This window comes from Acuticoccus sp. MNP-M23 (assembly GCF_031195445.1).
Classification (GTDB): Bacteria; Pseudomonadota; Alphaproteobacteria; order Rhizobiales; family Amorphaceae; genus Acuticoccus.
Map to the genome: position 1 here is coordinate 3,446,115 of NZ_CP133480.1, position 25,824 is coordinate 3,471,938.

The 25,824-nt window shown below is 65.4% G+C and carries 24 protein-coding genes; 17 read left to right on the forward strand and 7 right to left on the reverse strand.

What is annotated here, in order from left to right; genetic code table 11:
* Nucleotides 1–60: 60 nt before the first annotated feature.
* The 7 genes from RDV64_RS15900 (at nucleotide 61) to RDV64_RS15930 (ending at nucleotide 9,673) form a co-directional block, all read left to right on the forward strand.
* Nucleotides 61–1,926 carry an extracellular solute-binding protein gene (locus tag RDV64_RS15900; RefSeq protein ID WP_309195899.1) on the forward strand — a complete coding sequence of 622 codons (1,866 nt, stop codon included), beginning with the start codon at nucleotides 61–63 and terminating at the stop codon, nucleotides 1,924–1,926.
* Nucleotides 1,923–3,791, forward strand: a complete 1,869-nt coding sequence (locus tag RDV64_RS15905) for an extracellular solute-binding protein (RefSeq protein ID WP_309195900.1) — start codon at nucleotides 1,923–1,925, stop codon at nucleotides 3,789–3,791. The genes RDV64_RS15900 and RDV64_RS15905 overlap by 4 nt, the downstream gene beginning before the upstream one ends.
* A 5-nt stretch (nucleotides 3,792–3,796) precedes the next feature.
* Nucleotides 3,797–4,894: a microcin C ABC transporter permease YejB gene (locus RDV64_RS15910; RefSeq protein WP_309199523.1), complete on the forward strand. Its 1,098-nt coding sequence runs from the start codon at nucleotides 3,797–3,799 to the stop codon at nucleotides 4,892–4,894.
* A gap of 4 nt (nucleotides 4,895–4,898) precedes the next feature.
* On the forward strand, nucleotides 4,899–6,092 hold the full coding sequence (locus RDV64_RS15915; protein WP_309195901.1) for an ABC transporter permease: 1,194 nt from the start codon (nucleotides 4,899–4,901) through the stop codon (nucleotides 6,090–6,092).
* A 57-nt stretch (nucleotides 6,093–6,149) separates the two neighbouring features.
* Nucleotides 6,150–7,772 carry an ABC transporter ATP-binding protein gene (locus RDV64_RS15920; RefSeq protein WP_309195902.1) on the forward strand — a complete coding sequence of 541 codons (1,623 nt, stop codon included), beginning with the start codon at nucleotides 6,150–6,152 and terminating at the stop codon, nucleotides 7,770–7,772.
* 105 nt (nucleotides 7,773–7,877) lie between these two features.
* The gene (locus tag RDV64_RS15925) at nucleotides 7,878–8,612 is read left to right on the forward strand and encodes a SprT family zinc-dependent metalloprotease (RefSeq protein WP_309195903.1); all 735 of its coding nucleotides are present in this window, start codon (nucleotides 7,878–7,880) and stop codon (nucleotides 8,610–8,612) included.
* A 104-nt stretch (nucleotides 8,613–8,716) separates the two neighbouring features.
* Complete coding sequence (locus RDV64_RS15930; RefSeq protein WP_309195904.1) at nucleotides 8,717–9,673, forward strand: AEC family transporter; 957 nt, start codon at nucleotides 8,717–8,719, stop codon at nucleotides 9,671–9,673.
* Between the two features lie 4 nt (nucleotides 9,674–9,677).
* On the opposite strand, the gene RDV64_RS15935 is transcribed toward RDV64_RS15930, so the two are convergent.
* Nucleotides 9,678–10,439, reverse strand: a complete 762-nt coding sequence (locus RDV64_RS15935) for a metallophosphoesterase family protein (RefSeq protein WP_309195905.1) — start codon at nucleotides 10,437–10,439, stop codon at nucleotides 9,678–9,680.
* 22 nt (nucleotides 10,440–10,461) lie between these two features.
* Nucleotides 10,462–11,322, reverse strand: a complete 861-nt coding sequence (gene gluQRS, locus RDV64_RS15940) for a tRNA glutamyl-Q(34) synthetase GluQRS (protein WP_309195906.1) — start codon at nucleotides 11,320–11,322, stop codon at nucleotides 10,462–10,464.
* Nucleotides 11,323–11,402: 80 nt separating this feature from the next.
* Between gluQRS and RDV64_RS15945 the strand changes: the two genes are divergently transcribed.
* The 5 genes from RDV64_RS15945 (at nucleotide 11,403) to gloA (ending at nucleotide 14,466) form a co-directional block, all read left to right on the forward strand.
* A complete protein-coding gene (locus RDV64_RS15945; RefSeq protein WP_309195907.1) occupies nucleotides 11,403–12,095 on the forward strand; it encodes a DNA-3-methyladenine glycosylase 2 family protein in 693 nt (230 codons plus the stop codon).
* Nucleotides 12,092–12,727: an alpha/beta fold hydrolase gene (locus RDV64_RS15950; protein WP_309195908.1), complete on the forward strand. Its 636-nt coding sequence runs from the start codon at nucleotides 12,092–12,094 to the stop codon at nucleotides 12,725–12,727. Before RDV64_RS15945 ends, RDV64_RS15950 begins: the two co-directional genes overlap by 4 nt.
* Before the next feature lie 114 nt (nucleotides 12,728–12,841).
* Entirely contained in the window at nucleotides 12,842–13,399 is a 558-nt protein-coding gene (locus tag RDV64_RS15955; RefSeq protein WP_309195909.1) for an HNH endonuclease, read from the forward strand.
* Between the two features lie 115 nt (nucleotides 13,400–13,514).
* Complete coding sequence (locus tag RDV64_RS15960; protein ID WP_309195910.1) at nucleotides 13,515–13,937, forward strand: hypothetical protein; 423 nt, start codon at nucleotides 13,515–13,517, stop codon at nucleotides 13,935–13,937.
* An 85-nt stretch (nucleotides 13,938–14,022) separates the two neighbouring features.
* On the forward strand, nucleotides 14,023–14,466 hold the full coding sequence (gene gloA / locus RDV64_RS15965) for a lactoylglutathione lyase (RefSeq protein ID WP_309195912.1): 444 nt from the start codon (nucleotides 14,023–14,025) through the stop codon (nucleotides 14,464–14,466).
* 79 nt (nucleotides 14,467–14,545) lie between these two features.
* Here gloA and RDV64_RS15970 read toward each other — a convergent pair whose 3' ends face one another.
* On the reverse strand, nucleotides 14,546–14,782 hold the full coding sequence (locus RDV64_RS15970) for a DUF1674 domain-containing protein (protein WP_309195915.1): 237 nt from the start codon (nucleotides 14,780–14,782) through the stop codon (nucleotides 14,546–14,548).
* A 172-nt stretch (nucleotides 14,783–14,954) separates the two neighbouring features.
* Between RDV64_RS15970 and RDV64_RS15975 the strand changes: the two genes are divergently transcribed.
* A complete protein-coding gene (locus RDV64_RS15975) occupies nucleotides 14,955–15,929 on the forward strand; it encodes an MBL fold metallo-hydrolase (protein WP_309195918.1) in 975 nt (324 codons plus the stop codon).
* Between the two features lie 49 nt (nucleotides 15,930–15,978).
* On the opposite strand, the gene RDV64_RS15980 is transcribed toward RDV64_RS15975, so the two are convergent.
* A complete protein-coding gene (locus RDV64_RS15980) occupies nucleotides 15,979–18,144 on the reverse strand; it encodes a primosomal protein N' (RefSeq protein WP_309195920.1) in 2,166 nt (721 codons plus the stop codon).
* Between the two features lie 106 nt (nucleotides 18,145–18,250).
* Here RDV64_RS15980 and fsa point away from each other — a divergent pair, with 106 nt between their 5' ends.
* The gene (gene fsa / locus RDV64_RS15985; RefSeq protein WP_309195921.1) at nucleotides 18,251–18,907 is read left to right on the forward strand and encodes a fructose-6-phosphate aldolase; all 657 of its coding nucleotides are present in this window, start codon (nucleotides 18,251–18,253) and stop codon (nucleotides 18,905–18,907) included.
* 33 nt (nucleotides 18,908–18,940) lie between these two features.
* On the opposite strand, the gene RDV64_RS15990 is transcribed toward fsa, so the two are convergent.
* A complete protein-coding gene (locus RDV64_RS15990; RefSeq protein ID WP_309195922.1) occupies nucleotides 18,941–19,594 on the reverse strand; it encodes a class I SAM-dependent methyltransferase in 654 nt (217 codons plus the stop codon).
* Between the two features lie 315 nt (nucleotides 19,595–19,909).
* Here RDV64_RS15990 and RDV64_RS15995 point away from each other — a divergent pair, with 315 nt between their 5' ends.
* Genes RDV64_RS15995 through RDV64_RS16005 form a run of 3 tightly spaced genes read left to right on the forward strand, consistent with a single transcriptional unit; the run spans nucleotide 19,910 to nucleotide 22,395 of the window.
* The gene (locus RDV64_RS15995; protein WP_309195923.1) at nucleotides 19,910–20,836 is read left to right on the forward strand and encodes a tyrosine recombinase XerC; all 927 of its coding nucleotides are present in this window, start codon (nucleotides 19,910–19,912) and stop codon (nucleotides 20,834–20,836) included.
* Nucleotides 20,833–21,585, forward strand: a complete 753-nt coding sequence (locus RDV64_RS16000; protein WP_309195924.1) for an FkbM family methyltransferase — start codon at nucleotides 20,833–20,835, stop codon at nucleotides 21,583–21,585. Before RDV64_RS15995 ends, RDV64_RS16000 begins: the two co-directional genes overlap by 4 nt.
* Nucleotides 21,586–21,615: 30 nt before the next feature.
* The gene (locus tag RDV64_RS16005) at nucleotides 21,616–22,395 is read left to right on the forward strand and encodes a succinate dehydrogenase iron-sulfur subunit (protein ID WP_309195925.1); all 780 of its coding nucleotides are present in this window, start codon (nucleotides 21,616–21,618) and stop codon (nucleotides 22,393–22,395) included.
* A gap of 135 nt (nucleotides 22,396–22,530) precedes the next feature.
* On the opposite strand, the gene RDV64_RS16010 is transcribed toward RDV64_RS16005, so the two are convergent.
* Both RDV64_RS16010 and RDV64_RS16015 read right to left on the reverse strand, forming a co-directional pair.
* The gene (locus RDV64_RS16010; RefSeq protein ID WP_309195926.1) at nucleotides 22,531–24,573 is read right to left on the reverse strand and encodes a methyl-accepting chemotaxis protein; all 2,043 of its coding nucleotides are present in this window, start codon (nucleotides 24,571–24,573) and stop codon (nucleotides 22,531–22,533) included.
* A gap of 159 nt (nucleotides 24,574–24,732) precedes the next feature.
* Nucleotides 24,733–25,818: an alkene reductase gene (locus tag RDV64_RS16015; protein WP_309195927.1), complete on the reverse strand. Its 1,086-nt coding sequence runs from the start codon at nucleotides 25,816–25,818 to the stop codon at nucleotides 24,733–24,735.
* Nucleotides 25,819–25,824: the final 6 nt, after the last annotated feature.

The following is a 25,824-nucleotide window of genomic DNA, read 5'->3' on the forward strand; positions in this document are numbered from 1 at the left end:
CGGGTTGCACCGCACCAAAGCGCCGATAAGCTGTCCCGCGGATCTAACGAGAGGTGTGACATGCGTGCCACGATGCTGGCGGCCACAGCCGCGCTTTTGGCAACCCTTGCCACGGCCATGCCCGGCGCCGCCCTTGCGCAGAGCGCTGGCGAGCCGGTCTGGCACCATGCGTCGTCCCTGTCGGAAGAACCGCGCTACCCCGAAGATTTCGCTCACTTCGACTATGTGAACCCGGATGCGCCGAAGGGTGGCCGTGTACGGCTTGCCGACCCCTCCGGGTTCGACAGCTTCAATCCCGTCCTGCAGCGCGGCAACCCGGCCCCCGGCGCCGCGCTCACCTACGACACGCTGATGACCACGTCGTTCGATGAGGTGGACATTTCCGGCATGTACGGCCTCCTGGCCGGTGCGGTCCGCTACCCTGACGATTATGCGTGGGTCGAATACAGGCTCCGTCCCGAAGCCCGGTGGCACGACGGCACACCAATCACTGCCGAGGATGTCGTCTGGTCGATGGACGTCACGAAGCAGGCCGACCCCACCCGCGCCTTCTATTACAAGGACGTGGCCGAAGTTCGCGACATGGGAGACAACATCGTCCGGTTCGAGTTTGCGCGGGCCGGCAACAAGGAGCTGCCGCACATTGTCGGCCAGCTCCAGATCCTGCCCAAGCACTGGTGGACGGGCGAGGGGCCCGGTGGCCCGCGGGACATCATGTCCGGCACGCTGGAGCCGCCGCTCGGCTCCGGCCCGTACAAGATTGCCCGCTTCGAACCCAACCGCTTCATCGAATATGAGCGCGTGCCGGACTATTGGGGCGCCGACCTGCCGGTGAACATCGGCACCAACAATTTCGATACCGTCCGCTACGACACCTACCGCGATCAGACCGTCCTTCTGGAAGCCTTCAAGGGCGATCAGTACGATTTCCGTATGGAAAACAGCGCCAAGAACTGGGCAACCGGCTACGATTTCCCGGCCCGCAAGCGCGGCGCCGTCATTTTGGAAGAATTTCCGGACGAGGCGCGCGGGGTGATGCAGGGCTTCGTGATGAACCTGCGCCTGCCGAAATTCCAGGACCAGCGGGTGCGCCGCGCGCTCAACCTCCTTTATGATTTCGAGGCGCAACGCGACACGATCTTCTATGGCCAGTACGAGCGCATCAACTCCTACTTCCACGGCACGGAGCTTGCCGCCTCCGGCCTGCCGGAAGGCCAGGAGCTGGAGATTCTCGAAGGCGTGCGCGACTTGGTGCCGCCCGAAGTGTTCACCGAGCCCTACGAAAACCCGGTCAACGGCACGCCGCAGAACGTGCGCAACAACGCGCGCGAGGCCGTTCGCCTGTTCAAGGAAGCCGGTTACGAAATCGATGGCGGCAAGATGGTCAGCTCGGAAACGGGCGAGCAATTCACCATCGAGCTGATCGAGAATTCGCCGACGATGGAACGGGTCGTGCTGCCCTATCAGCAGAGCCTTGCGCGCATCGGCGTGGCGCTCAGCCTGCGCATTGTCGACACCTCGCAATATCTGAACCGCCTGCGCAATTTCGACTTCGAGATGACGGTGCTGCCCTACGGCCAGTCCCTTTCGCCGGGCAACGAGCAGCTGGATTTCTGGGGCTCGGAGGCTGCCGATCGTCCGCAGTCGCAGAACTTTGCCGGCATCAAGAACGAGGCGGTGGATAAGCTGATCGACGTCCTGATCACAGCGCCGGACCGGGCAACGCTGGTCGCCGCGACGCGCGCGCTCGACCGGGTGCTCCTCCACAACGATTATATCGTGCCGCAGTTCGCCAGCCACATGATCCGCACGGCGCGTTGGGACCGGTTCGGCCATCCCGATGCGATCCCGCCCTACACGGTCGGTTTCCCGACGATCTGGTGGTGGGATGAAGCCAAGGCCGCCAGCGTTCAGGACCGGTCATGACGGGGCTCACCCGCCGGCGCGTGCTGGTGCTGTCCGGTGCAGCGGCGCTCGCCGCCCATCCGGACCTTGTCCTTGCGCAGGCAAGTTCGGAGGCGGGCGCAGCCGGGGCCACGGTGGCTGGGGCCGGCCCGCGCCACGCACTCAGCGTTTTCGGAGCGCCGCAATATGGCGCCGACTTCAAGCACTTCTCCTACGTGAACCCGGATGCGCCCAAGCAAGGCCGCATCAATCTCACCCCGTCGCGCTGGACCACCAACCAGAACCCGATCACGTTCAACACCTTCAACATGCTGATCTTGCGTGGCGATTCTCCGGCGTTCATGGAACTCACCCACGCGGCTTTGATGACGCGCAACCTTGACGAGCCGGATGCGGTCTATCCGCTGATTGCCGAAAGCGTCGTTGTCGACGGGCGGGCCTACACGTTCCGGCTGCGTGAGGATGCCACCTTTTCCGACGGCAGCACCATCACCGCCGAAGACGTGGCGTTCACCTACGAGACGCTTGGCAAAAAGGGCCACCCGCTGCTGCGCCAGCTCCTGAGCGGCGTGGAGAAGGTCGATGTCGAAACCCCGCTTTCGGCGCGCATCACCTTCAGGGACGGGACCTCCAACCGCCTGCCGCCGCTGGTTTCGGCGGAGATCCCGATCATCTCCAAGGCCTATTACACCGCCAACGACATCGAGGATGCCACCCTCACGGTTCCCGTGACCTCTGGCGCCTACACGGTCGGCGATTACCGGGCAGGGCGCTACGTGGTGTTCGACCGCCGGCCGGATGACTGGAGCACCAACGTGCCTTCGCGCGTCGGCCACAACAATTTCGACAGCGTGCGCGTGGACTTCTTCCGCGAGCGGATCACCGGGTTCGAGGCGTTCAAGAAGGGTGACATCACCTTCCGCGAGGAGTTCACCTCAAAGACCTGGGCAACCGAATACAACTTTCCCGCCATCGAGGACGGCCGCGTCCTCAAGCGCACATTCCCGGACCAGCGCCCGTCCGGCGCGCAGGGCATGTTCATCAACACGCGGCGCAAGAAGTTCGCGGACCCGCGCACCCGCCAGGCGCTCGGCACCGCATTCGACTTCGAGTGGACCAACGAGAACATCTTCTACGGCCTCTACGACCGCACGGTCTCGTTCTTCATGAATTCGGACATGATGGCGACCGGCGACCCGGACCCGGCGGAGCTGGCGCTGCTGGAGCCCTTCCGCGACCAGATCCCGGCCGAAGCGTTCGGCCCCGCCTGGCTGCCGCCGCAGACCGATGGGTCCGGCCGCGACCGCGCCCCCTTGCGCGAAGGCGCGCGGCTCCTGAAGGAAGCCGGCTGGGAGCGCGATGGCAGCGGTCTCGTCAATGCCGACGGCGAGCGGCTGACCGTCGAGTTTCTCTACGCCCAGCCCTACTGGGACAAGATCCTGCAACCTTTCGCCACGCGGCTTGGCCTTCTCGGGGTGGAGGTCACGCTGCGCGTGGTGGAATCCGCGCAGTACCAGTCGCGCACCAAATCGTTCGACTTCGACCTTGCGATCCAGCGTCTGTCGCTGGCGCCGACGCCGGGCGAGAGCATCCGCGAGTTCTGGACTTCGGCGGCTGCGAAAACGGAAGGTTCGTACAACCTTGCCGGTATTTCCGACCCGGTGGTCGACGCGCTGGTCCAGACCATGATCACCGCGCCGACCCGTGACGAGATGGTCACGGCCGCCCGCGCGCTGGACCGCGTGCTGCGTGTGGGTCACTATTGGGTGCCCCAGTGGTACAGTGGCACGCACAAGGTTGCCTACTGGGACCAGTTCGGTATCCCTGAAACGAAACCAAAATATGACCTGCCGGTGGAAACCACCTGGTGGGCAAAGGACGCCTGAAAACCATGGGCGCTTATATCTTTCGCCGCATCCTTCTGATGTTCCCGACCATCTTCGGGATCATGCTGATCTCGTTCGCCATCGTGCAGTTTGCCCCCGGCGGCCCGGTGGACAAGGTGGTCGCGCAGATCCGCGGCACTGATGTCGCGGCCACGGCGCGGGTGTCGGGCGGCACCGCGTCGGGAGATTTTGCCGGCAGTGCGCAGGGCGGCGAGGGCTCCACCTACCGCGGCGCGCAGGGGCTGGACCCGGAGTTCATTGCCGAACTCGAAAAGCAGTTCGGCTTCGACAAGCCCCCCATCGAACGCTTTGGCCTGATGCTCGGCAACTACCTCACCTTCGACTTTGGCGAGAGCTATTTTCGCGACCGCGGGGTGCTGGAACTGATTGCCGACAAACTGCCGGTCTCCATCTCGCTCGGCCTGTGGATGACGCTGATTTCCTACACGATCTCGATTCCGCTCGGCATCCGCAAGGCGGTGAAGGACGGCTCCTCTTTCGATATCTGGACGAGCGGGGTCATCATCGTTGCCTACGCCATTCCGGGCTTCCTGTTTGCGGTCCTCCTGATGGTGCTGTTTGCCGGCGGCTCGTTCTGGAACATCTTCCCGCTGACGGGCCTCACGTCGGACAATTTCGACCAGCTGAACTGGTACCAGAAGATCGGCGACTATTTCTGGCACCTGACGCTGCCGCTGATCGCGCTGTCGCTCTCCGCCTTCGCCACCACCACGCTCCTCACCAAGAACTCGTTCCTGGAAGAAATCCGCAAGCAATACGTGATGACGGCGCGGATGAAGGGCCTGTCCGAGCGTGAGGTGCTTTACGGGCATATCTTCCGCAATGCGATGCTGATCATCATCGCGGGTTTTCCGGGCGCCTTCATCAGCGCCTTCTTCACAGGCTCGCTCCTGATCGAGACCATCTTCAACCTCGACGGGCTGGGCCTTCTGGGCTTCGAGAGCGTGATCGACCGGGACTATCCGATCGTGTTTGGCACCCTTTACATCTTCTCGCTGCTGGGCCTCTTCGTCAGCCTCATCTCCGACCTCACCTACACCGCCGTCGATCCGCGGATCGACTTCGAGAGCCGGGAGGTCTGAACTGATGGACCAGCGCGCGCCAGCTCCCGAAAAAACCGACACGCCGCTCCACACCACGGCGGCAGAGCGGGAATCCACCGCAGTGCCCACCGGCGCAGGCTTCGGCGTGGCGCAGACGCTGAACCAGCGGCGCTGGCGCCTCTTCAAGCGGCACCGGCGCGGCTATGTTTCGCTGTGGATTTTCGGCTTCCTGTTCATTCTCACCCTGTTTGCCGAGTTCATCGCTAACGACAAGCCGCTGATCGTCTCCTACAAGGGCGAAATTCTGGTCCCCGTGCTGGTAGACTACCCGGAAGAAAAGTTCGGCGGCTTCCTCGCCGTCACCGACTATCGCGACCCCTTCATCCGCGATGAGATCGACGCCAACGGCTGGATGGTCTGGCCGCCGATCCGGTACGACTACCGCGCCGTCAACACGTCCCCGCCGACGCCGCTGCCGGCCGCGCCGTCCTGGTTGTTCTCCAAGGCGGAACGGTGCGCGCCGTATCCCGGCGGTATCGATGACCCCAAATGCTCGATCTGGAACTGGAACTGGCTGGGGACGGACGATCAGGGGCGGGACGTTCTGGCCCGCGTTATCTACGGCTTCCGCATCTCGGTTCTGTTCGGGCTGGTGCTGACCGTTGCGTCCTCGGTCATCGGCATCGGGGCAGGGGCCGTGCAGGGCTTTTTCGGCGGCTGGACGGACCTACTGTTCCAGCGCTTCATCGAGATCTGGACGTCGATCCCGTCGCTTTACATCATCCTCATTCTGGCCTCGGTGTTCGCACCCAACTTCTTCCTGTTGCTTGGCATTCTCCTTCTTTTCTCTTGGGTGGCGCTGGTGGGTGTCGTTCGCGCCGAATTTCTGCGCGCCCGCAATTTCGAGTATGTGGCGGCGGCCAAGGCGCTGGGGGTCGGCAACCTCACCATCATGTGGCGGCACCTTCTGCCCAACGCGATGGTGGCGACGCTCACCTTCCTGCCGTTCATCATGAACGGCTCCATCACAACGCTCACCTCGCTGGACTTCCTGGGCTTCGGGCTGCCGCCGGGCTCCCCGTCGCTGGGCGAGCTTCTGGCGCAGGGCAAGAACAACATTCAGGCGCCCTGGCTCGGCATTTCCGGCTTCGTGGTCATCTCGCTGATGCTGTCGCTGCTGATCTTCATCGGCGAGGCCGTTCGCGATGCCTTCGACCCCAGCAAGACCTTCGGGTGATGTGATGCCCGTTCAAGCGAAAGACATGATGACCGCAGCGCTGCACGAGGCGGGTCGATGACCGCACCGCTCCTCGAGATCAAGAATCTCTCCGTCGCGTTCCACAACGAGGGACGCACCAACCTTGCGGTGGATGACGTCTCGCTCGTCGTGCGTCCCGGCGAGACGCTGGCGGTGGTGGGCGAATCGGGGTCGGGCAAATCCGTTACCGCGCTCTCGGTGGTGCGACTTCTGCCCTCGGCAACGCACCCCGGCAACGGCGAGGTTCTGTTCAAGGGCAAGGACCTCCTGAAGGCCGACGCGTCCGCGCTCCAGAAGATGCGCGGCAACGACATCTCGATGATCTTTCAGGAGCCGATGACCTCGCTCAATCCGCTGCACCGGGTGGAAAAGCAGGTGGGCGAGATCCTGCGCAAGCACCGCGGCCTGTCGGAGCGGGCCGCACGGGAGCGGACGCTGGAGCTTCTGGAGGCGGTCGGCATTCGCGACGCGGAGTCCCGGCTCGGCAGCTACCCGCACCAGCTTTCCGGCGGGCAGCGCCAGCGCGTGATGATCGCCATGGCGCTCGCCAACGAGCCCGACCTGTTGATCGCAGACGAGCCGACCACCGCGCTCGACGTCACCGTACAGGCGCAGATCCTCGACCTTCTGAAGGAAATCCAGACCCGCGTCGGCATGGCGATGCTGTTCATCACCCATGACCTTGGGATCGTGCGAAAGGTGGCGGACCGGGTTGCGGTGATGACCGAGGGCAAGGTGGTGGAAACCGGCGAGACGGAGAGCGTCTTCACCAGCCCGCAACACGCCTACACACGCCATCTGCTGGCCGCCGAGCCGAAGGGCCGCGCCGAGCCGGCCAACCCCAATGCGCCCATTTTGATCGAGACCAAGGATCTCAAGGTCTGGTTCCCGGTCAAGCGCGGGCTGATGCGGCGGACGGTCAGCCACATCAAGGCCGTGGACGGGATCGACCTGACGCTGCGCAAGGGCGCGACGCTCGGCGTCGTGGGCGAATCGGGTTCCGGCAAGACCACGCTCGGGTTCGCCATTTTGCGGATGATCTCGTCTACCGGCCGGATCGTTTTCATGGGCGACAGCATCGACGACCGGTCCTGGAAGGCCATGCGCCCGCTGCGCTCGAAAATGCAGATCGTGTTTCAGGACCCGTTCGGCTCGCTCTCCCCGCGCATGTCCATCGCCGAAATCATCGCCGAGGGGCTGAAGATCCACACCGATCTTTCGGCCAACGCGAGGGACACGCGCGTGGTGCAGGCGCTGCAGGAGGTTGGGCTGGACCCCGCCACCCGCTACCGCTATCCGCACGAATTTTCCGGCGGGCAGCGCCAGCGCATCGCCATTGCCCGCGCGCTGGTGCTGGAACCGGACTTCATCATGCTGGACGAACCCACAAGCGCGCTCGACCGCTCGGTTCAGGCGCAGGTGGTGGACCTGTTGCGCGATGTTCAGGCCCGGCGCGAACTGACCTTCCTGTTCATCTCCCACGACCTGCAGGTGGTGCGGGCGCTGGCCAACGAGGTGATTGTCATGCGGCAGGGCAAGGTGGTGGAGCGAGGCCCGGTGGAAAAAATATTCGACGCGCCGGAAACCGAATATACCAAGGCCCTCATGGCCGCCGCGCTCTATCATGTGGCTGCACCGGAGGGGATTGTCGCCGACTGACCGGCGCCACAGACACGGGGCAGGGGGGATGCTGACGGTTCGTTCACCAACCTGCGGCTAATGCTTGGGGCTCTGAGTGATTCGGGTGTGTGGCGCGGTCGTCCTATGATTAAAGAGCGTTTGGTTGCGGAAATTTCCGGTGCGCCGGTGACGATCGACGTGAAGCGCGTGACCCGCGCCAAGCGGATGACGCTGCGCATCCCGCCCGGCGATGCCAACCCTGTGGTGACGATCCCCTTCCGCGCCTCGCTGCGCAATGTGGAGCCGTTCGTGCGCCAGCAGCGCAACTGGCTGGCCGCGCGCCTTGCCGAGCGCTGCCCGGCCGCCCCGTTTGCCGATGGCGCCGAAATTCCGTTCCGCGGCGAACTGGTGCGCATCGTCTGGCAGCCGGGCACCCGCGGCACGGTGCGCGAAGGCCGGGTGGATGGCGCGCCGGTCCTGCTGGTGAGCGGAGACGCCGCCCACATCACGCGCCGGGTGAGCGACTTCATGCGCCGCAGTGCCCGTGCGGACCTTGAAGTGGCCGTGGCCGAGTTCGCCGCCATGGTCGGCCGCCGCCCCACCGCCATCCGCATCAAGGATACGCGTGCGCAATGGGGCTCGTGCACGCCCGCCGGTGTGTTGTCGTTCTCGTGGCGGCTTGTGCTGGCGCCGCCTTCGGTGCTGCGCTACGTGGCGGCGCACGAGGTGGCGCACCTCATCGAGCTCAATCACTCGGCCGACTTCTGGGCGCTCAACGAGAAACTCGACCCTAACCATGAGTGCGCGAGGCTCTGGCTGAAGACCCATGGCCGCACCCTGCACGCCGTCGGCGGAGAGCGGGCGGTTCACGCCGCCTGACCGGCCAGCTGCCCGGCGGGCACCATCCATGCTGCGGCGGAGGTTTCCTTTTGCGCCGCAGGGCTCTAAGCCATTGACCGTCTGACCTTTCCCAGAGCGGCTCCTTGTCCAACAGCGCCCTCGTCACCGTCGTCCTGCCCGTCTTCTGCTTTATCGGGCTTGGCTACGCGATCATCGCCTCGCGCCTTCTGACCGACCGCGCCGGAGAGGCGATGGCGGATTTCGTCTTCACCATTGCGGTGCCGATGCTGCTGTTTCGCGCGCTCGGCACGCTTGCCATGCCGGACGTGAACCCGTGGCCCTTCTGGGGCGCCTATTTTGGCGGCATCGCCGTCAACATCGCGATCGGGTATGTGATCGTGCGTAGGGCGTTCAAGCGCGATGCGCGGGTCGGCGTCATTGCGGGAATGAGCGCGTCCTACTCCAACGTCGTGATGGTGGGGATGCCGATCATCACCCAGGCGTTCGGCGATCCGGGCCTCGTCACGGTATTCCTGCTGATTGCGGTCCACCTGCCGGTGATGACCACGGTGTCGGCCATCATGATCGAGCTGACCGACATCAAGGACGGCCACAAGGCCGATATTCCGCGCGCGCTGGTGCGGGTGGTGAAGACGGTGCTCATGAACCCCTTCATCATCGCCATCATCCTGGGCGTCCTGTTCCGCTTCACCGGCCTGCCGCTGGAGGGAATTCCGCGCATCGTGATCGACCGGGTGTCCGACACCGCAATCCCGCTGGCGCTGATTTCGCTGGGCATGAGCCTGCACAAATATGGCATTCGCGGGAGCATCCTGCCGGCGGTCGCCATTGGTGCGGTCAAGCTTCTGGTGATGCCCATCGTGGTGTTTGCTCTGGCGCAATATGTGTTCGGCCTGTCCGAGCTTGGCGTTGCGGTGGCGGTGATTTCCGCGGCCTGCCCGACGGGAGCCAACGCCTATCTGATCGCCAACCGCTTCCAGACGGGGCTGGCGATTTCGGCCAATACCATCACGCTTTCGACGTTGCTGTCGGTGCTCACCATCGGCTTCTGGCTCAGCCACTTCCTGCACGTGATCTGAGCGTTCAGGCCGTCACGAACCCGGTGCGAAGTGCTCTGGCCCACTCCGCCCGGCCAGCCGCCTCGGCAAACGCTGCCATGCGCGCCGTGTCGTAGGGCACGTGGTGGATCTCGGTGCGCCATCCGGCCTGCGTTCGGGTGACGATGCCGTAGGCGGCCGCGGGCGTGGCCGCTTCCATGACATGAAAGAACGGCGTGTCGTCATCGTACCCCGGGCAGCCGACGCTGCCGGGGTTGAAGATCACCGGCCCGCCCGGCACGTCCACACGGCGGGGAATGTGGGTGTGCCCGCAAAGGATGAGACCTGCCGAAGGATCCGCTAGATAGCCGCTGATTTCGCCTAGCGGCCTGCGGTTGGGGAGGCCGTCCGGTCCCAGATGTTCCAGCCAGTAGGTCGTGTCGCTGTCCGGCGTGCCGTGGCACAGGAGGATGTCCGGTGCTGCGTGAAGGGTTGCGGGAAGCGCGCAGAGCCAGGCGAGATGCGCCGGTTCCAGCGCGTCGAATGCGGCGCGGTCGGACGCGCCCATTGCGGCAGGCTCCATCTCCACCAGCCATCGGTCGTGGTTGCCGCGGATGGTGATGATGTCTCGCGCCATCAGGATCTCGGCGGTTTCACGGGCAGCAAGGGGACCGCTGAAATGATCGCCGAGGTTGACGAGCTCACCAATCGCGCGGGCGTCGATGTCGGACAGCACGGCGCGCAGCGCGTCGGCATTGCCATGAATGTCCGCAATCACCGCAAAGGCCTGCCCGGCTTCGCCAATCATCCGCATGTCCTGTCTTTGGGTGCTACGCCGGCTCTTCCCGAAGAATTGGCTCCAGCGTAGCGCGCAGCGCGCCGGGTGTCAGGCCGTCTGCCGCCAGCGCCTCGAGGCTTTCCGCACCCGCTGACTTGGAGAGCTTGCGCCCGTCCGGCCCCAGGATCAGCGGATGGTGGCGGTAGGCGGGGGCGGGAAGGTCGAGGAGCGTCTGCAGGACGCGGTGAACGGCGGTGGCCGCCAGAAGGTCCGCACCGCGCACGACGTGCGAAATGCCCTGATGCGCATCGTCCACCACAACCGACAGGTGGTAGCTCGTCGGCGTGTCCTTGCGGGCAAGCACCACATCGCCCCAGGCGAGGGGGTCGGCCGGCATTTCGCCGTCAGGCGTGCCGTCTGCGGTGACGGTGCGGAAGGTTGGCGTTCCCACCAGATCGACAGCCCGCGCCATGTGGAGCCGCCATGCCGCGGGGGTCTGCCCCGCACGGCGGCGCGCTGTCTCGGCCTCACCGAGAATGGCGTCATCGCCAATAAAACGGGGTGCGCCGTCGGGGTCGCGGGGGGCGCCGGGCCTCATGGCCTGCGCAATCTCGCGCCTGGTGGCGAACGAAGGGTAGATGAGCCCGCGCGCCGAAAGCCGGGTCAGCGCGTCGCGGTAGTCGGCAAAATGTTCGCTCTGGCGGCGCATGGGCGGTGTCCATGCCACGCCAAGCCAGGCGATGTCGGCGAGGATGGCGCGTTCGAAGGCCGGGCGGGCGCGGCTTTGATCGATATCCTCCATCCGTATTGTGAGGGGGAGGCCTAGGACATCCGCCATCGCCTCGTTGGCCAGAAGGCTGAGCGCGTGACCGCGGTGGAGGGGCCCGTTGGGGCTGGGAGCAAAGCGCAGCATGACCGCATTCTAGCACCAACTGGACAAGCGCACGGCAAGCCGCATTGACGGCAGCGCAGGGCGGGCTACGCTGTCCCGTGATGGTTAAGCGGATCCGAACTGAAGCGGACCTGGCGCGTGCCCTCGACGCGCTGCTGGCACAGGACGCGCGGCTTTTGCCGGCGGCTGAAGCCGTTGGCCGGTTGCCGCTGCGGCTGCACCCGGCCGGGCTTGCCGGGCTGTTGCGCATTGTCGCCGGTCAGCAGCTTTCCACAGCATCCGCCGCCGCGCTCTGGACGCGCTTTCAGGCTGCCTTCCCGTCGCCGGGGGCTGGCGCCCTCCTTGCCGCGGACGACGACACGCTGCGCGCCGCCGGTCTTTCACGCCAGAAGATGCGCACCGTCCGCGCCATCGCCGGTGCGCTCGATGACGGTCTCGACCTTGAAGTCCTGGCGGTGTGCGATGCCGAGGAGGCCCGCGCCGCGCTTGAGGCAATATCGGGCATCGGCCCGTGGACGGCCGACCTCTACCTCATGTTCTGCGCCGGCCATCCGGACATTTTGCCCGTGGGGGACCTTGCCGTCCGCCGCGGGATGACGGCTGCGCTGGCGCTGCCGGCGGAACCGCCGCCAGACGAATGCGCTTCGATGGGCCGCGCCTTTGCGCCGTATCGCAGCACGGCCGCCCGCCTGTTCTGGGCCTATTATGCGCACTGCCGCAGCGCGGCGCGGAAGACACCGAAGGTGGCCAGTGCCGCGACACCTGAAAGACCGCTGGAAGGAATGCCTTTGTGACCGAGTTGAGTGGACCGCGCGTTGCCCCCGCCAATGGCGGGCCGGCGGATGCGCTGGTGGTGTTCCTGCACGGCTATGGTGCCGATGGGTCGGACCTGATCGGCCTGTCCGAATTCTTTGCGCGCGCGCTGCCGGGGGCTGCCTTCGTCGCGCCGGATGCACCGGGCCAGATGGGCATGGGCGGCCGCGAGTGGTTTCCGCTTACCATGCGCGATCCGTCCGAATACCGGCGCGGCGTGGCCGTGGCCGCCCCCATCCTGCAGCGCTTTCTGGACGCAGAGCTGGAACGCCACGGCCTTGGCAACGACAGGCTCGCGCTGGTCGGCTTCAGCCAGGGCACCATGATGGCGCTTGAGGTGGCCTACCGGCGGGCCGAGAGAATTGCCGCCGTGGTGGGGTTTTCGGGCGCGCTGGCCAACACGGACCCCGACGCGCTCAAGCCCGCACCAACGCTTCTCGTGCACGGCACGGCGGACGAGGTGCTGCCGGCGTCGATGACGGAGATCGCCGCCAGGGCGCTGGTGGCCGCCGACGTGCCGGTGGCCTTCCACATGGTGCCGGGCCTCGGCCACGGCATCGACCAGAGCGGATTGACCATGGCGGTGAACCATCTTCACCAGAATCTGGGCTGACGGAAAGCGAACAAGCAATATGGATCCAACGTGGCGCTTCACATCTCCGTCACGTTGGCGCACGATAAGTCTGTGGCGTAGAGCGCGATTCCATCGCAAGACGGAGACGGTCGAGTGACCATAGCGGTCCATCCCGATGCCCATCCGACACTGGTGCTGAATGCCGATTACCGGCCGCTCAGCTATTACCCTCTCTCGCTCTGGTCATGGCAGGACGCCATCAAGGCCGTTTTCCTTGACCGGGTGAACATCGTCTCCGAATATGCTCACGAAGTGCGCAGCCCGTCTTTCCGGATGCAGCTGCCTTCGGTGGTGTGCCTCAAGACTTACATTCGCCCGGCGCGCTATCCCGCCTTCACCCGCTTCAACGTCTTTTTGCGGGACCGTTTCGAGTGCCAGTACTGCACCTCGCCGGACGATCTGACGTTCGATCACCTCATCCCGCGCTCCAAGGGCGGGCTGACGACGTGGGAGAATGTTGTCACCGCCTGTTCGCCCTGCAATCTGCGCAAGGGCAACAAGAGCTGCCGCGTCGCCGAGATGTTTCCCCACCAGAACCCGTTCCGGCCCACGGTGCAGGACCTGCACAACAATGGCCGCCTGTTCCCGCCGAACTATCTTCACGAAAGCTGGCTAGACTTTTTGTACTGGGACACCGAACTGGAGCCTTGACCGGCGCCACGTTGCCGATTCGTCTCGTAATTCGGTGCAATTTTACGAAAATCTGCAAACGGAACGAATCAGGTCTGTCTCTACTGTCAGCTGAAATGGTTGGCAGGAGTGAGGGATGGTTGGACCTTTGTTCAAGGCGCGCCGGGTAAAAGGGTGCCTGATTCTTGCGGCGCTGGTGTTTCTCGCCCCGCTGCCGCTGGCTGCGGCGGACCTTGTGGCGGGCCAGTCGGCCCACGTGGTGGCGCAGCCGTCCCGCGTGTTCGTGCGGCAGGACGTTTACGAGGAAACGCTGGTTCTGAGCCCGCCGCCTGCCATCCGCGGACGGTGTGGCCACGCCTGCGGAACCGGCGCTGCCACCCGCACCGTACGCAAGGCAAAGGAGCGCTATTGGTCGCGGGCCGTGCTGGTGCCGGCCCCCACGGTGCGCGTGGTGACGGCACCCGCGCCGCGTGCCGTTCGGCCGCGCCGGCCGCTGCCTCGCGTGCGCCCCGCGCCAGCCGTCTCGGCGCACTGCCTGCTGCGCGGCTGCGACCGGTAAACCGGCGCGCGCGGGGCGAATTTCTTTTCGCCGCCAGACGGTCTAGAGGTTCTCCCAACGACACCAACGGCTGAGGGAGCCCGCCATGCATTATCTTCACACGATGGTCCGCATCACGGACGTCGATGCGTCGCTCGACTTCTACTGCAACAAACTCGGGATGCGCGAAGTGCGCCGGACCGAAAGCGAGAAGGGCCGCTACACGCTGATCTTCCTTGCTGCACCGGACGACATGGCGCGTGCGCAGAGCGACGAGAAAAGCCCGATGCTCGAGCTGACCTACAACTGGGATCCGGAATCCTATTCCGGCGGCCGCAATTTCGGCCACCTCGCATTCCGCGTCGACGATATCTACGTCACCTGCCAGCGCCTCATGGATGGCGGCGTGGAGATCAACCGCCCGCCGCGCGATGGCCACATGGCCTTCGTGAAATCACCTGACGGGATCTCCATCGAGCTTCTGCAGGGCGGCGAATCGCTGGATCCGGCCGAGCCCTGGGCTTCGATGGAAAATACCGGTTCCTGGTAACGAGCCCGCCTCGCAAACATGAAAACGCCACCGGCTTTCGGGCCGGTGGCGTTTTTCGTTGTCATGCCGGGCGGGGCCGTCAGAAGTCGGTGGCGATGCCCTTGTTTTCCCAATCGCCGTAGCGAACGGGTTCGGGGCCTTTTCGGCCGCCTTCCTCCGGCGGCAAATCGCTGCCGTGGATCTTTTCCGCGTCGTTGGCGGCGCGGCGGGCCTCGGCTTCGGCGCGGGCGCGCTCTGCCGCTTCCGCGCCGCGGGATGCCTGATGCTCGCCGTCTGCTTCGGTGCCGGTGGAGTGGGTGTCTTTTTCATTGCTCATACGTGGCTATCTAACGCAAAACCGGCGGCCTTCAACGCAGCCATCACCAATGCGTGAGCCACTGCGGCATTGCGTCCGGCCCGGCCTGCCTTAGCTCCTTGTACAACATCACCGCGCGCGCGGTGCCAACTGCGGCGCAGCGTTGATCGAGACGAACGCAAGGAGCGAACCCATGACCATCAACCGCCGTCACCTTCTGGCCGGCGCCGCATTTGCCGGTGCAACCGCCGCGCTGCCTCTCACCGTCCGCGTCTCGCGCGCGCAGGACGGGGCGAACGGCATGGCCCAGGCGCCCGCCTACCAGCGCATCACGCTCGGCGGCGATACCGTCGTCACCGCCATTGCCGACGGGAACCTCACCATCGGCGCCGGTGCGTTCCCCAATGCCGACGACGCCACCTTCGACGCTGCAATGGAAGCGGCATTCATGCCGGCCGGCGGTTATACCGCGCCGGTCAACGCCTACGTGGTCCAGGTCGGCGGCCGCACGATCCTGATCGACGCCGGCGGCTCGACCGGAATGGCGCCGACGCTCGGCAAGCTGGACGCAAACCTTGCCGCCGCCGGGATCGATCCGGCCAGCGTCGACACCATCCTCATGACGCACCTGCATCCGGATCATATTGGCGGCCTCACCGAGGGTAGCGCCGCGGTGTTCCCGGAGGCCGAGATGGCGGTGCGCGCCGAGGAACTCAATTTCTGGACCGACCCTGCCACCCGCGAGATGCTGCCCGAAGGCCAGCGCGGCATGGTGGACGCCGTCGCCAACATGGCGGCAGCCTATGATGGCCGCATCACGCCGTTCGATGGTGATGTTGTGGTGACACCCGGCATCGAGGCGGTGTTCCTGCCCGGCCACACGCCGGGTCACACGGGCTACCGCGTCTCGTCCGGCGCCGATTCCCTGCTGATCTGGGGCGATATCGTCCACGTGGCGCCACTTCAGATGGCAAACCCCGATCAGTTCATCGGCTTCGACGTGAAGCCCGAGCAGGCCGTCGCAACGCGCAAGGCCATTCTGGAAGAGGTTGCCGAAGACCGCACGCTGGTCGCCGGGATGCACCTCCCGTTCCCGGGTTTCTGCCATGTCGCCAAGGACGGCGACGGCTACGCCTTCGTCCGCTCCGACTGGCAGTACACGCTTTAAGCGGTCCGGCGGCAAAGCATCGGGACCGGCTGACCGGACCCGGTGCCCGTCAGAGAAAGGACTGGGGGTCGATGTCGACGGCGCGGCGTACCGTGCCGTCGACCGGGACGCCCTCAAGCCACGCACCGAGTATGTCCTGCAGCGGTGTGCTGCGCGGCGCCCGCGCCAGCAGGCGAAAACGATAGCGCCCCCGCAGGATCGCAAGCGGCGCTTCCGCAGGGCCAAGAATTTCCACCTCGCCCGGCGGTGCCGTTCGCGCCAGTGCGGCGGCATGGGCGTAGGCCTCCGCACGGTCGGTGGCTGAAATGATGATGGCGGCCATCCGCTGGAACGGCGGCAGGCCGCCTTCGCGCCGCACGAGTGTCTCCTCGGCATAAAACGCCTCGGTGTCACCGCGGACCATGGCTTCGATCACAGGATGCCGGGGCGCGTAGGTCTGGAGGAGGGCGCGGCCGCCGTGGGCGATGCGCCCGGCGCGTCCGGTGACTTGCGTCAGCAGCTGGAAGGTGCGCTCGCCAGCGCGCGGGTCCGCATTTTCGAGCCCCAGATCGGCATCCACCACAACCACCAGCTGGAGCTTGGGGAAGGTGTGTCCCTTGGCCACCAGCTGCGTGCCGACGATGATATCCACATCGCCGCGGCTGATGGCATCGAGCGCCTCGGTGAGCGCGCCGGGACCGCCCGAAAGGTCCGACGACATCACGGTCGTTCGCGCCTCGGGCCACACGGTGGCGGCTTCTTCCGCGACCCGTTCCACCCCCGGACCGCAGGCGGCGAGGGTGTCTTCGGCGCCGCAGGCGCGGCAGGTGTCGGGGCGCCGCTCGTCGTGGCCGCAATGGTGGCAGATGAGGCGGCCGCGCAGGCGATGCTCCACCAGCGCCGCGCTGCAATTGGGGCAGTGGATGCGGTGGCCGCAGCGCCGGCACACGGTGAGCGGCGCATAGCCCCGCCGGTTGAGGAAAAGGAGCACCTGCTCGCCGGCCTTCAGCGTCGCGTCGATTTCCGTGCGCACAGAAGGCGCCAGCCATGTGCCGCGCGCCGGTGCGTCCCGCGTCAGGTCCACCGCGCGGATCGACGGCATCGGCGCGCCGCCGAACCGGGCCGGGAGGATCAGGCGCCGGTATCTGCCCTTCTCGGCGTTGATGCGGGTCTCGACCGAAGGCGTGGCCGAGGTGAGAATTGTGGGAATGCCTGCGGTCTGCGCGCGCACGATCGCCATGTCCCGCGCATTGTAGGTGACGCCATCGTCCTGCTTGTAGCTCTGGTCGTGCTCCTCATCGACAATGATGACGCCAAGGTCCGCAAATGGCAGGAAGAGCGCCGAGCGTGCGCCGACCACAATTTTCGCGCTGCCGGATGCCACGTTGCGCCACAGCGCCGTGCGGGCCGCGGGGGTGCGCCCGGAGTGCCATTCGCCGGGTTCTGCGCCGAAGCGTTCGATCAGCCGGGCGACCACCATCGGCGTCAGCGCAATCTCCGGCATCAGGATCAGCGCCTGCCGCCCGGCGCGCAGCGCCGCCGCCACCGCCTCGAAATAGACCTCCGTCTTGCCGGACCCGGTCACACCTTCCAGGAGGATCGGCGCAAACTCGTGTGCGGTCACGGCCGCGCCAAGTGCGGCGGCAGCCTCGGCCTGGCCTTCGGAAAGGTCCGGCGGGGCAGCGTCAGCGTCCGGCTGGGGCGGGAGCGGCGGGGGGAGGCTGAGTTCGGTGAGGTTGCCGGCCTTCACCATCGCGCCGAGGACGGCGGGGGTGGCGGCGGCTTGCGCCAAAAGCGCCTTGCGGCCCACGGGGCCGGCGGCCAGCGCGTCAAGCACCCGGCGGCGCGGCTCGGTCATCCGCTCGGGCGCGGTCTCTCCCAGCTTCAGCGCCTTCACCGGCTTTTCCGCCTCCAGCGCGTCTGGGCTGCGCAGGATCATGCGCAGGATCGCGCCGCGCGGGGTCATGGTGTAGCGGGCGACGAAATCGGCGAACTGGCGCAGGTCCGCGCTGATGGTCGCCGCCGTGCTCATGGGCTTCACGGGCTTCAGCCGCGCATCGTCGATGGCCATGTCCGGCGGGTCGTCCCACACCACGCCCACCAGCGGGCGGCCGCCAAGGGGCGCCAGCACAACCGTTCCGGGCGCAATGGGCGCATCAGCAGCGTAGGTCAGAAGCCCGAGCCGGTGCGGCAGCAGGACCGAGACGCGGGGCAACAGAGTGAGGTTTTCGGTCATCGGTGTCTTCGCATCGTGCCCGGATAACGCGCTTTGGCCGCGAAGGGGAGTTTATCGGCGCTATGGAATGGTGTAGGCGCCCACTAAGGCGTCGGGGAGGAACAAGATGCAATTTTTCGTGGATACAGCGGATGTTTCGGAGATCGAAGCGCTCGCCGACACCGGGATGCTCGACGGGGTGACCACAAACCCCTCGCTTATCATGAAGGCCGGCCGGCCGATGCTGGAGGTGATCGCCGAGATTGCCAAGCTGGTCGACGGCCCGGTGAGCGCGGAAGTCACCGCGACCGAGAAGGACGCGATGATTGCCGAAGGCCGCAAGCTGGCCGCCATCGCCCCCAACATTGCGGTGAAGCTGCCGCTGACGTGGGACGGGCTGAAGGCCTGCCGTGCGCTGACCGGCGACGGCCACATGGTCAACGTCACGCTCTGCTTCTCGGCGGCGCAGGCGCTGCTGGCGGCAAAGGCGGGGGCGACCTTCATCTCGCCGTTCGTCGGCCGGTTGGACGATTTGGGCCTCGACGGCATGAAGCTGATTGAGGATATCCGTGCCATCTACGACAACGACGACGATCTCCAGACCGAGATTCTCGCCGCGTCCATCCGCACGGTGAACCACGTGCAGGCGGCGGCCATTGCAGGCGCCGATGTGGCAACCATTCCGCCCGGCATCCTCCTGAAGCTGATCGAGCACCCGCTCACCAACAAGGGCCTCGAGACCTTCCTGGCGGACTGGAAGACGACCGGCCAGTCCATCCTCTGACAGCCCGGCTCTGCCCGGCTTCGGAAGAGGGTCCTAAGCGTTCGCCGCCTTCTCGATGGCGGCGTACGCGTGGCTGCGAAAGATTTCGTGGTCATAAAGGTAGAGATAGCGCTCGGGATAGCCTTTCACCCAGTCGACGATCCGGCGGTCCTCGTCCGGGGCCGGGAAGTTGAACGGCGGCAAAGTCAGATTGACGAGGCGCCCTTCACCCGGCGTGCCGAGATCCCGGTTTGCAGGGTTGACGTAGCTTGAGATCAGGACCCACTTCAGCTCCGCATCCGCAACGTTCTTGAAGAGATCGAGAATGTTCTCGAACGGCAGATGCAACAGGAGATCGCGGCAGACGAGCAGGTCCGATGGCGGCAGCGGATCCACCGTCACATCGGCAATGACGAAGGAACATCCGGGGGCTGCGTGGCGCTCGATATTGCGGGCAATCACCTCGTCGACAATATCGAGCCCTACATAAGAGGCGCCGCCAAGGTCCACATGGCGCATCCAGTTGAAGTCTCCGCAAGGGGCGTCAAGAACACGCCGCACGCCAAGATCGCGGACAATCGCTTCCAGTTTGGGGCGGAGAGCGTCTGTGTACTTCACCGTGGAGCCGGCACCGGAGACGGTTTCTTCACCGCCGCCCGGCCACATCCCGACGCGGGCAAACTGCTTCAGCCCTGTATCTTTCATCACGAGTCCGTCGTTCCTGTGGGATTTCGCTCGAAGAGGAAAGTCGCGTCAGGCGCAACGTCTGACCGCCACTCAGACCCTTGGTCACGATGTTCGGTATCGGGCTCCCCGTGTGCCGTCGTGCTGACACCCGAAGTTGAACGCAATATTTGCGACAATAGCATAAGGGTGCAAGCGAACTGCGCGACAGGCACGGGATATGAAGCCTGCTCCCTTCACGCTGAGAGCCAACAAGGTTTGCGCCGCCACACCAGCGGGGCATCAATTGCGCCAACTTTAAGAACGGTGCGTGGAGGTTTTGCCTCTAGATTGCATGACATGGCACAAGAGGGCGCATTCGGCTGGGATGAGAACGTGACGGCGGCACGGGCGGCATGGCTTGCCGCGCTGACGGCCGAGCGTGGCCGTTCGGCCAACACCGCCGAAGCCTATGAGCGCGACACGCGCCAGTTTCTCTCTTTCCTTTGTGTTCACCTTGGCGGTGCGCCGGACTTTGACGGCCTTTCCGCCCTGCGCCCGGCCGACATTCGCGCGTTTCTGGCAGCTCGCAAGCGGGAGGGGGCGGGGCCGCGGACGCTGGCCCGCATTCTGGCCGGCGTGCGTGCCATGCTCACCGCGTTCGAGCGCGCGCACGGCGTCAACGCCGCCGCGGCCCGCGCGGTGGAAGCGCCGTCAAAGCCCCGGCCGCTGCCGCGCCCCATTGCGGTGGAGTCCGCGCAGCAGATGATGGCCATGGGGAGCGACTGGGTCAGCGCACGCGATGCCGCGGTGCTCGGCCTCCTTTACGGGGCGGGCCTTCGCATCAGCGAGGCGACCGGGCTTGATGCGCAGCAGATGAGCTCGCCGATCACGCAGCTTGTGGTGCGCGGCAAGGGAGACAAGGAACGGCTCGTGCCGGTGCTGCCTGCCGTGGCCGCTGCCATCGAGGCGTATCGTGCCGCAGCACCCTTTGCGCTGGAGAGCGGGCCCTTCTTCCGCGGCGAAAAGGGCGGGCGGCTTTCGCCCCGGATCGTGCAGCGCGCCGTTTCGGTGTGGCGCGGGGCGCTGGGGCTGTCGGAGCGGGCAACGCCCCATGCGCTGCGCCACGCCTTCGCGTCCCACCTTCTGGCACGGGGCGCCGATCTGCGGCAGATCCAGGAATTGCTCGGCCATGCGAGCCTTTCCACAACTGAAATTTATACGGCTGTCGATGAGACCCGGCTCCTTGCCGCCTACCGCGATGCCCACCCGCGGGCTGCCGCATGAGACCGCCGCCGCGGTGGCTTCGCCGTCTTCCGCTGGTGCGTGAGCCGATGCGCCGCTTTTACAAGCGCATCGCCCCGAACGGCCCCGTGAACGTCAGGCTCAACGGTCTCGATCTGGCGCTTGACCCTGCCGACAACAAGGTCGATTTCGACATCTGGTACAAGGCCCGCCTCGATGAGGCGGAGGAGCGCGCCTTTCTGGCCGCGCACCTGAAAGAGGGCGAGTGGTTCGTCGATATCGGCGCCAATATCGGCCTGTATACCGTGGGTGTTCTGGCCGCAGCGCCCGGCAGCCGCGCCGTTGCGTTCGAACCGCTGGCCCGCCTGCGCACCCGGCTTGCAACCAATCTGGACCGCAACGGCCTTGCCGACCGCGTGGTGATCCGGCCCGAGGCGGTGGGCCCCGCCGGCAAGCTCACCTTGCACGAAAGCCGCAATGCGGGGCGCTCGTCTCTGGTGCCGTTCGAGGGGGCAAAACCGGGCGATCTGGTCGAAGTGCGACCGCTGACGGAGATGCTGGCGGAGATCGAGGCGAAGCCCGCCGTTCTGAAAATCGACATCGAGGGATTCGAGGATCAGGCGCTTCTGCCTTACTTCGAGCTTGCGCCAGAGGCCCAATGGCCCCGCGCAATCGTGCTTGAGACGCTTCATCGCGCATTGTGGCGCGATGACTGTCTTCAAGACTTATTCCAAAGAGGGTATATCGAAGCGGGGCGCACGGCGGAGAACCGACTTTTGTTCAAGCCGTGACGTCAGGTTCGTACTCTAAAAGATGGCATCATGGCTCAGCTGACGCTTCCGAAAAATTCGCGCATCACCCAGGGCAAGACCTGGGACAAGCCCGAGGGGGCGGACAATGTGCGCGAGTTCCGTGTCTACCGGTGGCAGGAAGAGGGTCAGGGCAACCCTCAGGTCGACACCTATTTCGTCGATCTTGACGATTGCGGCCCGATGATCCTGGACGGTCTGTTCTACATCAAGAACAAGATTGACCCGACGCTGGCGTTCCGCCGCTCCTGCCGCGAGGGCATCTGCGGCTCCTGCTCCATGAACATCAACGGCCTCAACGGGCTCGCCTGCACATCGGGCATGGCCGAGGTCGACGGTCCGGTAACGCTTTATCCGTTGCCGCACCTGCCGGTGGTGCGCGACCTCATCCCGGACCTGTCGAACTTCTACGCCCAGCTGCGCGAGATCGAGCCCTGGCTGAAGACGGACACGCCGCAACCGCAGAAGGAGTGGCGCCAGAGCCACGAGGACCGCGAGCAGCTGGACGGCCTTTACGAGTGCATCCTGTGTGCCTGCTGCTCGACCAGCTGCCCCAGCTACTGGTGGAATGGCGACCGCTATCTCGGCCCCGCCGCGTTGCTGCAGGCGCACCGCTGGATCGTCGACAGCCGCGACGAGCACACCGGCGAACGGCTCGATGCGCTGGAGGACCCGTTCCGCCTCTACAAGTGCCACACGATCATGAACTGCGCCAACGCCTGCCCCAAGGGCCTCAACCCCGCCAAGGCCATCGCCGAGATCAAGGCGTTGATGGTCGAACGCCGGGTCTGACCCTCTCGGGCCGCCTGGTGGTGGCCCTCCACGTTTCGAATGAAGACGCCCCGGGCCATTGGCACCGGGGCGTTTTCTTGTGAGGCCCTTGTAAGAGGCGCAAGGAAGCCGGCAGCGTACCGCCGGCGCGAGAGGTCAGGTGGTGCGAACGTCCGCAAGGAAGCTGGAGATGAGGTTGCGCAGGGCAGTGGCGGCGTTTTCGATCCGCTGGGCAGCGCCCTGAACTTCCTTGGCGTTGTCGGTCGTCTGGTCCACCGAGGTGACCACGTGGGCCGCGCGGCTGGTGGCGTCCTGTGCGCCGCGGGAGGCAACTTCCACGCCGCTGCCGATTTCCTGCGTGGCCGCGCTCTGCTGGCTCATGGCCGAGGCAAGGCCGGCCGCTGCGCTGCGGAGCCCCTCGAACCGGCTCAGGATATCACCGATGCCGCTGACGGCCGCTTCCGTGCCGCTGCGCATCTGCTCGATCTGTCCGTCAATCTGCTCGGTGGCGGTGGCCGTTTCGTCGGCAAGCGCCTTCACTTCGTGCGCCACTACGGAAAAGCTGATCCCGGCAGGCCCCGCGCGCTGCGCTTCGATGGTGGCATTGAGGGCGAGAAGGTTGGTCTGCTTGGCAATCTTGGCGATCACGGTGCTGATGTTGCCGATGGAGTGAGCCGCTTCTGACAGGCTCGCCACTCTTTTCGATGCCTGGTCTGCGGCGGAGGCTGCTGCGTCGGTCGCCTGGTGCGACGCATCGAGCTGGCCGCTGATCTCGCCGATGGATGCGGTCATCTCCTCAATGGCGGCGGCGATGCTCTGCACCGCCTCGCTGGCTTCGGTCGAGGAGCTGCGGGCAGCAACCGATTCGCGCGATGTCATGTCTGCGTTTTCCATCAGATCGCAGGAGACTTCGCCGAGCGCTTCGGTCATGCGGGCAACATCGCTCAGCGAGTCTTCCACCTGTTCCTGGAACGCAGCGATGGACGCTTCGATCCGCGCGGCCCTCTTGCGTTCTCTTTCCTGCTGGGCGGCGTCGGCCTCGACCATCGCATCGCGCTCCACCAGCGCCAGACGCATGGCTTCGAGGGCGCGGCCGATGTCGCCGATTTCATCGCGCCGGTTCACTTCCGTGACCACGACCGAAGTGTCACCTTCGCCGATCCGCCGAAGCTTGGGCAGCACCGCGTTGATGGGCCGCTGCGTGCTGCGCACGGTGAGGAACGTCACCACGATGCACACGATGATGACCACCAGAGCGAAGCTGCCCTGAATGACGGCTTTGCCACGCGCATCGTCGAAATGGATCTCGGCAAGCTCGAGCGTCCGGTCGGCGATGATGTTGTCGAGCGTCTTGAAGGCACTGATCCGCTCGGTCGCCGCGTCAAACCAGACCGGGGCCGCGATGGGGGCAATGTCGTTGCCCTCGACCCACGCATGCACTTCCTCGCGCATTTCCTGCACGCGGTCGAATGCCGGGCCAGTCAGCGTTTCGTCGATGGTGACGCGCAGGTCGTCGGTGGCGGACTTGCGTGCAAGCGCGACAAGCAGTGCCTGGCTGGCGCCAAGTTCGGCGAAACGTTTGTAGAGAGGCTGGGGAAAGGAGTGCTGGGCGAAACCGACGGACCCCACAGCGCGCTCAAGACCGGCAGTTTCCTTGGCTTGCAGGATCGCTGCGTAAACGCCGGCGGCGCGCTGCGTGGCGTGGTCGTCCGCCTCAATTGCGGCATCCGACGCAATCACGAGAAGCATCGACACGATTTCGGTATAGTCGGCCACGACGGTGGCGACCGGGGTGTTCAGCGCGGTGACCTGCTCGCGAACCTCCGGAAGGGTCTCCAGAAGTTCCAGCAGTTTGAGATTGTGCTCGGCAAACGGCGAATCGGGTTTGGCAAGCTCCAGCTCCCGTTTCACCACCGGTTCAAGCTGTTTTCTTGCGTCGTCGGCGACTGTGCGCTGGTTCGTCAGCGCGGCGTTGAAGGTCGCGTCCCCCTTCGAGCTGACGAAGCCCGCCGACATGCCCCGTTCCTTCTGGAGCTGGTGTGCGAGGTTTGAGTAAAATGGTGCGTCACGGATCGCGATAGCCGCGCGTTCGGCCCGCGCGACGCTTTTCATGTCTTCGTAGAGAAGGCTGCTGGCGAGGGCCGCGAGGCCAAGAAGCGGCGCAGCGGCCACCAGCATGATCCGTGTTCCAAGGCGCATACGAGCATCATCCAGAAATCTGAGAGTGGCTGTTTTAAGCCACTCCGCTTTTCCGAGGCTGGCGCGGCGCGCTGAGGAGGGGCGGACGCGGGTGCCACCAAACAAAAACGCGCCGGGGGTGCCGGCGCGGTCTGGTGGTTGCGGCCCGTCCTGCGGGCATCAGCGATCGAGGAACGGGTAGTCCGTGTATCCCTTCTCGTCGCCGCCATAAAACGTGTCCTTGTCCTGCGGATTGAGCGGTGCACCCGTGCGGTAGCGTTCCGGCAGGTCAGGATTGGAGATGAACGGGCGGCCAAAGGCCACCGCGTCGGCGTTTCCATCGGCAATGGCTGTCGCGGCGGATTTTGCATCGAACGCGCCGTTGGCGATGTAGACACCATCATATTTGCGGCGAAGGCGGCCGATCATGTCGCCGGGATTGCGGCCGCCGTCAGAACCGAAATCTTCCACCACATGCAGGTAGGCCAGCGACTTGTCGGACAGCATTTCATAGACCGCGCCGAACAAGGTTTCGGGATCACTGTCGGCAATGTCGTTGGCCTGACCGCGCGGGGACAGGCGCACCCCGGTGCGCCCGGTGGGGTAAAAGTCCGCAATGGCGCCAAGCACTTCTTCCAGAAGGCGCATCCGGTTGCCGATGCTGCCGCCATAGCCGTCTTCGCGCGTGTTGACGCCATCTTGCAGAAACTGATCGAGCAGATAGCCGTTGGCGGCGTGCACTTCGATCCCATCGAACCCGGCCTGTTCGGCCATTCTGGCAGCGTTGGTGTAGTCGGCAATGGTCTGCGCGATGCCCTCGTCGTCCAGCGCAACGGGGGGCGAACAATTCTCAAAGCCGTCGGCCGTAAAGGTCTGGGTGTTGGCGCGGATGGCGCTGGACGACACCGGATCCCGCCCGTCCGGCAGAAGCGAGACATGACTGATCCGCCCCACATGCCAGAGCTGGCAGAAGATCCGCCCGCCGCCGGCGTGGACCGCCTCCACCACCTTGCGCCACGTCTCAGCCTGCGCCTCGGTGTGGATGCCGGGCGTGTCGAGATAACCCTTGCCCATTTCTGAGATCTGCGTCGCTTCGGAGACGATCAGACCGGCGCTGGCGCGCTGGCGATAGTAGGTCTGATGCATCTCCTTTACCGTGCCGTCGCCGTTGGCGCGGTTTCGTGTCAGCGGTGCCATCAGAACGCGGTTGGGCAAGGAGATGTCTCCGACCAACAGCGGTTCGAACAGGATTTGCGGATTGGCCATGATCTA

Bases quoted from the DNA above. Each gene is read 5' to 3' on its own strand.
- RDV64_RS15900 (WP_309195899.1), top strand. From the start codon at position 61: ATGCGTGCCACGATGCTGGCGGCCACAGCCGCGCTTTTGGCAACCCTT.
- RDV64_RS15905 (WP_309195900.1), top strand. From the start codon at position 1,923: ATGACGGGGCTCACCCGCCGGCGCGTGCTGGTGCTGTCCGGTGCAGCG.
- RDV64_RS15910 (WP_309199523.1), top strand. From the start codon at position 3,797: ATGGGCGCTTATATCTTTCGCCGCATCCTTCTGATGTTCCCGACCATC.
- RDV64_RS15915 (WP_309195901.1), top strand. From the start codon at position 4,899: ATGGACCAGCGCGCGCCAGCTCCCGAAAAAACCGACACGCCGCTCCAC.
- RDV64_RS15920 (WP_309195902.1), top strand. From the start codon at position 6,150: ATGACCGCACCGCTCCTCGAGATCAAGAATCTCTCCGTCGCGTTCCAC.
- RDV64_RS15925 (WP_309195903.1), top strand. From the start codon at position 7,878: ATGATTAAAGAGCGTTTGGTTGCGGAAATTTCCGGTGCGCCGGTGACG.
- RDV64_RS15935 (WP_309195905.1), bottom strand. From the start codon at position 10,439: ATGATTGGCGAAGCCGGGCAGGCCTTTGCGGTGATTGCGGACATTCAT.
- gluQRS (WP_309195906.1), bottom strand. From the start codon at position 11,322: ATGCTGCGCTTTGCTCCCAGCCCCAACGGGCCCCTCCACCGCGGTCAC.
- RDV64_RS15945 (WP_309195907.1), top strand. From the start codon at position 11,403: ATGGTTAAGCGGATCCGAACTGAAGCGGACCTGGCGCGTGCCCTCGAC.
- RDV64_RS15960 (WP_309195910.1), top strand. From the start codon at position 13,515: ATGGTTGGACCTTTGTTCAAGGCGCGCCGGGTAAAAGGGTGCCTGATT.
- gloA (WP_309195912.1), top strand. From the start codon at position 14,023: ATGCATTATCTTCACACGATGGTCCGCATCACGGACGTCGATGCGTCG.
- RDV64_RS15970 (WP_309195915.1), bottom strand. From the start codon at position 14,782: ATGAGCAATGAAAAAGACACCCACTCCACCGGCACCGAAGCAGACGGC.
- RDV64_RS15975 (WP_309195918.1), top strand. From the start codon at position 14,955: ATGACCATCAACCGCCGTCACCTTCTGGCCGGCGCCGCATTTGCCGGT.
- RDV64_RS15980 (WP_309195920.1), bottom strand. From the start codon at position 18,144: ATGACCGAAAACCTCACTCTGTTGCCCCGCGTCTCGGTCCTGCTGCCG.
- fsa (WP_309195921.1), top strand. From the start codon at position 18,251: ATGCAATTTTTCGTGGATACAGCGGATGTTTCGGAGATCGAAGCGCTC.
- RDV64_RS15995 (WP_309195923.1), top strand. From the start codon at position 19,910: ATGGCACAAGAGGGCGCATTCGGCTGGGATGAGAACGTGACGGCGGCA.
- RDV64_RS16000 (WP_309195924.1), top strand. From the start codon at position 20,833: ATGAGACCGCCGCCGCGGTGGCTTCGCCGTCTTCCGCTGGTGCGTGAG.
- RDV64_RS16005 (WP_309195925.1), top strand. From the start codon at position 21,616: ATGGCTCAGCTGACGCTTCCGAAAAATTCGCGCATCACCCAGGGCAAG.
- RDV64_RS16010 (WP_309195926.1), bottom strand. From the start codon at position 24,573: ATGCGCCTTGGAACACGGATCATGCTGGTGGCCGCTGCGCCGCTTCTT.
- RDV64_RS16015 (WP_309195927.1), bottom strand. From the start codon at position 25,818: ATGGCCAATCCGCAAATCCTGTTCGAACCGCTGTTGGTCGGAGACATC.